Origin of the sequence: Thiomicrospira microaerophila (genome assembly GCF_000934765.1) — a bacterium.
Classification (GTDB): domain Bacteria; phylum Pseudomonadota; class Gammaproteobacteria; order Thiomicrospirales; family Thiomicrospiraceae; genus Thiomicrospira; species Thiomicrospira microaerophila.
In genome coordinates, this window is sequence record NZ_JYNN01000077.1 from 1 (window position 1) to 6,108 (window position 6,108).

The following is a 6,108-nucleotide window of genomic DNA, read 5'->3' on the forward strand; positions in this document are numbered from 1 at the left end:
GTTTCTAGCCCCTGAGTAAAGATGGCGTAGGCTTGTAAATATTGGGCGTCAGATTTGTCTGATAGCGCGGCAAAAAAATCATGTAAAAACTGACCCAAGCCATTACCATCCGCATGAATAAGCCCTACATGGTGGGCACCTTCAATCGCACCACCTTGGTTTTGAAAAGGGAACGCTTCCTGCTTGCCACAGGCCTTCGGGTCGTTATGCTCAATACATACTGGAAAGCGATAATCTTTCGTGCCGACTAAAAACTTATTATCCAAACCGATTGCTTTTGAATCGGTACGCTGACGTTTAATTTGGGTGGCTAGGTCCAAGGACTCTAATGCGGCATCAGGGTTACGTGCGGAGCGTTCTGCTACCCATTCACCCGTTCTAGGACTGCGCTCCATGATGGGTGTAGCTTGAGGTAAGCTAGGATAAACGACATTTCGTTGTGCTTTTTGTTTGTCAATTCCTTGTTTAATCGCGTCAACCAATTTAACACCTTGACCGAGTGATGCGCTAAATTTCAAACCCGGCGCAAACTGACTGACCACTAAGCTCCAAAGTGCAGCAAAACGATGCGCCACGGATTCCGAGGCCATTACAGCAATAAAAGCACCACCGGCCTTGCGTGGGAAAACAATTTCATCTTGGTTAGGTAGAGATAAAGAAGGAAGTGTCTGGGGACTGTTTAAGTCCAATGGCGAATCAAAGCTGATTTCCGATAAATCGAGCGTTGCTATCAATTTTGTAAGTGGGGCATCGCAAAGCTGGTCAACCAACTCACTGGCAGCGACCATATCCTTCAATTTTGCACCTGCAAAGATGTACTCTTGAATACCTACGGCTTCGAAATGATAAGTAAACCATCGTTTTTCTGTCATGCAATCCTCTCTTCATTATTTATGCACTAATGCTTCATTCTTACCCATAATGAACAAGAAGTCCATACTCACAAGTTTGTGAGTATGGACTTCATTATCCTAATCTTTCCATCGCCTCATCAAATGGCGTCACATTCCAGCCACACTTTTGTGCCTGATGTATATCCTCAGCGCGAATCGCCACCCCTTTTTTTTGTTCAGGCCAAGCAAGTTCAAGCTCGGCAACCATTTTCCCCCGCCCATCAACGATAGGATAGCCTACTTGTGGTCTTGCATTGTGATTGGCCTTATAGAGATACAACAATCCGTAGAGTGCCTTATCCGCCAACTTAAACACATCATCCCAACTATGGGCCCCAAGTAGATCTTGTTGACGTCTTAAACCCATAATCAATCTCATCTCATCGTGCGTAATCAGTACATGATCATGATCAGGCTGCTTTCTATGACAATCAATACACAATGCCATCAAGTTAGCAGTGCTGTTATCTTGTTTGTTACCATTAATGTGATGGGTATGCAGCATATGGCGGTGTTCACTGAGGTTAACGCCACAGACTTCACAGGTGTTGTTTTTTGATTGACGATATTGTTTCGAGATGCTTGCCCAGTTATCCGCATAACCTCCTCTAAGATGGGTTAGGTCGGGTAATTTTTCAAATAAGGTGCTGTAGGCTGAGAAGAAATCATTAAGACTAAACGCTTCACGAATGGTTTGTTTTTGAGAACTTGGCGCCTTTAAAAAGCCTTCGTAATTGATGTGCTTTAGACAGTTTTGGCAAGGCTGTAGTGTCGCATCCTCTCCATCAGGGTAGTCCTTATCAACAATGCTGAACAAACCCTTTGGATTGTAGATGGCTCGGTAGCGCTTTTCATAGCGCCCCTTTGCGCGCATTTCTCGAATAGTTGTGCAATCAGCAAAATGATATTTATTGCCCAATGCAGGATTATTGAGCACTTGAGACACACCCTTATAGCTGTGATCAGGGATATAGACAACAATCTGGTGTCCTTTGTAGGTAAGCAGACGGTTTTGAACAACGATATCTTCAGGATTAATATTAATCCCAATATCCGCTAGCGCTTGTATCTCCAGAATGGTTTTGTCTACTTTGATCTTTGAGTCAAACGGGGCCATCGGTGCGCCCATTTCATTAAGGCAGTTAAACAGGGCATCAAAGCTCACCTTAATTTTCACGCCTACATCTCCAGAATCTTTTTAATTTGGATGTCAGCATTGGTCATCACTCGAAAACTAACTCGTTTGGAGCTCATGACATCCTCGCCTAATGTTGGGTCATCATCTATATACTTTAATCGAGATGAGGAGAACCCTACGGCGGCCACATTACCCTTAATCCAATCCTGGTCGAGTGCAACTTGATCTAAACCATAGGCATACTCTAGCACAGTGCGTGTGCGTTCTTGTGAGAGCACCATATTGCGAAAGTAGGCTTGCGTCGGCGCTAAATTATCCCAATCCGAGCTGGTGTGACCCTCAATCCGTACCTCACTAATACTCTTATCAAAAGGTTTGAGCACCGCCAAATATCGCGGAAAAAAGTTTTCGAGTAGCGTCTGAAAGTTAGGCGTAAGTTGCGCACTGCCGGTTGCAAAGAGTACATCAGGGGATTGGAAATTAAATGTTAGGTCTTTGTCAATCTTGGCATCCCAGTGTTCTAAATCACTTTCAAACTCCCTCATGAGTGCATCATGAATGGCCACTTGGGTTTCGCTATAGGTAATAGCGACTTCTCTGATTTTTTCATTGTCGATATAAGCCTGTCGCATTAGCGCAACGGCTATAAATAAAAACACCATCATCAAGGCTGCCATGAGGTCGGATATTGATAGCCATTGTGACTCTTCTTGGTCATTAGGCTGAGTGCGTTTTCTAAGCAAGTTGGTCATCGTCTTGCGGCCTCAACAACCTGTTTCATTTCATTGACGAGCACCGTATAGTCTTTAGTGAATTTTTGAGTAATGGAGGTCAATGCACTGCCCATTGAACTCATGGATTTATTAATTTCTTTTTCCAGTGCTTCATCAATGTAGGAGACTTGTTTTTGAACGCTCTCAGCCGTATCGGCTAAGCTTTTTTCAGCGGATGTTCGCAATGCACTGCGAACAGACTCGGTTTGCTTGATATGCTCATCCACTGTACTTTTGATTTGTTTATCGAGTTGGGTGAGTACATTTTTAATTTGGCTATCAAGCTGCTGAGTCACCGATTGGATGTTATCTTGAAGGGTTTTAACAAACTCAACCTGTTTGTTGGCCACCGTGTTGAGGTTATCACTCATTTGTTCCACAAATCCATCAAAGGCCTCCGTGGTATGCTCGGTATTCTTCATGACCAAATCAGAGGTCTGTTGCAATGAGCCGTTCACCCTATCAATTGAGTTTTCATAGTCTTCAACTGACTTTGTAATCGAGCGTGACATTTGGGTTGCACTGGTATCGAGTCCTTCGGTCAGTTGACGTGTTGCGGTTTGCACACCCTCTAGGGTTTGCTCAATATTGGCTTGAATTTGTGGTACCGCCTCCACCGCTTTATCGCGCATCTGCTCAAAGCTATGAAGGTGACGCTCAAGCTCAGCCAATTGATGCTGACCAACATCCAAGATGGTTTTAAGTTTATCCATATTCACCGGTATAGCTTCTGCACTATGTGATATATGCTGCACAGACACTTGAGTTTTCTCAATAGACGCGACACCCAATGCGTATTGCTGTTGCATCTCAAGCAATTGTTGCTTGTAGTTCTCTTGCCACTCAACTAAAGAGAGTACCGCCTGATTGAGTTGTTTGAAATTATCACCAAACTGCTCGGTTAAGTTATTGTTGAAATCAGTAATCACCGCTTTAAGTGCTTCAATGACTTGCTCTGTTGCCGACTTGGAGAGCATGTCTGCAAAGTCTTGTAGCTTAATCCAAAGCCTATCTTCAAATACATTAAAGCGGGTTTGCTGGGCAATGGCCAGTTGATTAAGAGAGTCAATGTTATGGGCTATAGAATCAAGACGGCCTAAATCATCGGCTTGCTTTTGGGTGAGTTGTTGAATATCTGCAAGATGCTGATGGGTTCGTTTGTTTAGATCATTATTGTCGGAGCGCAAAAGTTTAATCGCACCCACTAAACTAGATTCACTATCATCACTCAGAGATTTTTTGATATCGCTCATCGTGGTGTTCTGTAGAGTCAGCTGCTCACTTTGAGAACTTAGTTCATTGAGCAAGTCCTCTATGCCAACCTCCTCTTTCATATCTGGATTTTGTTGGGTTTGTTGTCCACTTTTCCAGACAATCGCTGTTTTGTAAATGATGGCCAAAAGCATACCGAGTAAACTGGTGATAAAGGCAATTTTTAACCCATCCAAAAGACCCGCTATCGAGGCATCGATATAACCTGGCCTTGGATCAAAGCCAAACAAGCCATAGGCTATACCAACAAACGTGCCTAAAATACCAACCGTTGTAAGCAAGGTCGGCGCATAGTTTTTGAGGGCTTGGTTTTGTCGACCGACAATAGCCCAAATAAAAAGAACGAACAAGATAAACGAAAAGCTGAGTAAAATCGGATCACTCAGTATGGCAGAATAAGGGTTGTACGCAATATCAGTTGTGGTTGTGTCCATGCTTTTCCTTTAAAAAAATGCCGTTTACATTTTGTGTTGAGTACCTATTCGATACATCTAAAAGATATCCTTTTTTGCCTGTGTTTAGTTGGCGCTGCTTGAAGCCACTACGGCCTTTCATAAAGCACGCCCTGCCTAAAGTGCTAGGATTATACATTTCAAAAACAAATTCTAGCACATTGAATGTGACTAAATAAGCACTAGGGGTGTATTTCCTACTCCGTAATAAAATTTATACGGTTTTTAACAAGCTAAAATCAAAGCCAAACCACCGATTAACCGGCCATTCAGTGATTCACGGTCTAACTCAATTGTTAAATTAAAGACCTTCAGATGGTTGTGATTTGAACATCGCTCAATGCTATGCTTTTTGCTGTGAACATGTATCAGGCGTGTTTGAACACTCGTTTAGTTGAGAGCGCTAGATTGCGATAGCTTTATGTTATTGGCGGATATTCAACATAATGTGATTCATCGTTGCCATAACTTTAGAGGGCCGAAGTGTTACAAATCCATAGGCATGCGAAGTGAAGACCACGAAAGCGTTTTGATGTTGATGGCAAAACGATTCTTGAAATGATTGAACAGTAAAAATACGTCCCGCTTAAAGGCAATGGCGTGGATTGTGTTGGTCGTAAATCTCGTAAACCGAAATGCCATTCGCAAATGGCTTCTTATCGATTAGCTGGCCAGCCTAACATAGCCCGCACCCGCCTTTTGGCATTAGCGCCGAGTATGCGTGTTTACCCAGCCTCTTACATAATGTTCAGTTTCAGGGGCGGCTTGTTTGTTACAGACTAGGCGAACTTGGTCGAGCTCCAACCGGCTATCGTGTGTAATCTCGATGCCAATCGTTGCACGTTCGGGTTGAAGTAGTCGATAGACTAGGTAGCGCCCTTCCACAATGCGTTGATCGTAACTAGCGATGCAGTGATGCATCTGTTTGCCTTCGATCACTAGTTCATAATGGCTTTGGATGTATTCGATATCATCGGTCGGCGGGATGAGTGGCGCAGGGTAAATCCGTTCGCGTTGAATATTGGCTTGTTGCTGATTGATGATTTCAGCGAGTTGGTCATGGATAGTGTTGATTTGTTCAATATGGGTTGAGGTTTTGAGGATCTGGCCATACTGAGGGTAATTGAGTTGTTGTGCCATGTAGAAGGCATCAAGGGTGTCTTTTAGCTGGGTGCGCGTGATGTGTGGGCCGGTTTGTTGGAGCAGTTTGAATTGCAATATAGTCGCGTCTTGCATAATCAGGCGGATGCGCATTGGGTCAAAATAAGGAATGTGGCCGTGTTTTTTATCGTTATAAAAGCTTCTGGTGTAGAGCTGTTGAATCAGCTCAATATCGCGTTGTGAAAATTTGTGATCCGAGTGGTATTTGCTGAGCAAGTGAACCGTGGCATTGTTTTGTGGGAGCTGATAAAGCCCCACGATGGTTTTACGTTTAGCGCTAAACCATGGCCAGACCTGGTCGGGTTCGAGCTGGTGGGATTTGGCATAGTCCATAATCATCCACAGCAGTGTCGGTGCGCTCAGTAGCAGTTGGCAGGCGGCTTCACTGCGGCTCACAAACCACAGTGCGCTGAAGGTAT

5 protein-coding genes are annotated in these 6,108 nt (G+C 43.9%); all 5 read right to left on the reverse strand.

Translation table 11 applies throughout. From position 1 onward, the window contains the following. Positions 1–872 (reverse strand): hypothetical protein (locus tag NA59_RS12310; protein ID WP_044413294.1); only part of this gene is annotated, 872 nt, incomplete at its 3' end. A 94-nt stretch (positions 873–966) separates the two neighbouring features. Then, on the reverse strand, positions 967–2,070 hold the full coding sequence (locus NA59_RS12315) for an HNH endonuclease (RefSeq protein WP_052501673.1): 1,104 nt from the start codon (positions 2,068–2,070) through the stop codon (positions 967–969). A gap of 2 nt (positions 2,071–2,072) precedes the next feature. Then, entirely contained in the window at positions 2,073–2,783 is a 711-nt protein-coding gene (locus tag NA59_RS12320; protein ID WP_044413298.1) for an OmpA/MotB family protein, read from the reverse strand. Next, positions 2,780–4,510 carry a hypothetical protein gene (locus NA59_RS12325; protein WP_052501674.1) on the reverse strand — a complete coding sequence of 577 codons (1,731 nt, stop codon included), beginning with the start codon at positions 4,508–4,510 and terminating at the stop codon, positions 2,780–2,782. Before NA59_RS12325 ends, NA59_RS12320 begins: the two co-directional genes overlap by 4 nt. 723 nt (positions 4,511–5,233) lie before the next feature. Then, the coding region (locus NA59_RS12330) for a PcfJ domain-containing protein (protein WP_232504095.1) at positions 5,234–6,108 on the reverse strand (875 nt) is incomplete at its 5' end.

Coding starts and splice junctions, on each gene's coding strand:
- NA59_RS12320 (WP_044413298.1), bottom strand. CDS start 2,783: ATGACCAACTTGCTTAGAAAACGCACTCAGCCTAATGACCAAGAAGAG.
- NA59_RS12325 (WP_052501674.1), bottom strand. CDS start 4,510: ATGGACACAACCACAACTGATATTGCGTACAACCCTTATTCTGCCATA.